The organism is Pseudomonas tremae (genome assembly GCF_001401155.1).
Classification (GTDB): domain Bacteria; phylum Pseudomonadota; class Gammaproteobacteria; order Pseudomonadales; family Pseudomonadaceae; genus Aquipseudomonas; species Aquipseudomonas tremae.
Map to the genome: position 1 here is coordinate 1 of NZ_LJRO01000503.1, position 358 is coordinate 358.

Below are 358 nucleotides of genomic sequence, written 5' to 3' on the forward strand. Positions count from 1 at the left end.
GGCACTGGCCGTGCCAAGCGTGATCATCCCGCGTGAATCGAATTACCTGCTCAACGTCCAGCACCCGGAATTCCTGGCCGTTGTGGCAACGGCCAAGGAACTGGAGTTTGTGGTTGATCCGCGTTTGAAATGAGATTGATACAGGGCAGCCAGTTGTTCGATAGCGTCAGGTGCGAATTTGATAGCGTTATGGCCGAAGGTTGATCACCTCATAAACCGTTTGCAGATCCCGCTCCGGGATTTCCCAGATCAGCAGCTTCGGCGGCGTCTGGCGAAAGGCCGGGTTGTCGAAATAGACGTTGGCAGCGCCCGAGAACTCACCGCCGTCCTTGGCGAAGTTGCCGATCGGTGCGCCGAG

Annotated in this window: 1 protein-coding gene and 1 pseudogene; one reads left to right on the top strand and one right to left on the bottom strand. The window is 57.3% G+C overall.

Going from position 1 to position 358, the window contains the following annotated elements; genetic code table 11:
- Positions 1–133 (top strand): annotated as a pseudogene (locus ALO43_RS29775) (RES domain-containing protein); the annotation flags it as partial.
- Positions 134–187: 54 nt separating this feature from the next.
- Here ALO43_RS29775 and ALO43_RS29780 read toward each other — a convergent pair.
- Positions 188–358 (bottom strand): alginate O-acetyltransferase AlgX-related protein (locus ALO43_RS29780; protein WP_412778935.1); only part of this gene is annotated, 171 nt, incomplete at its 5' end.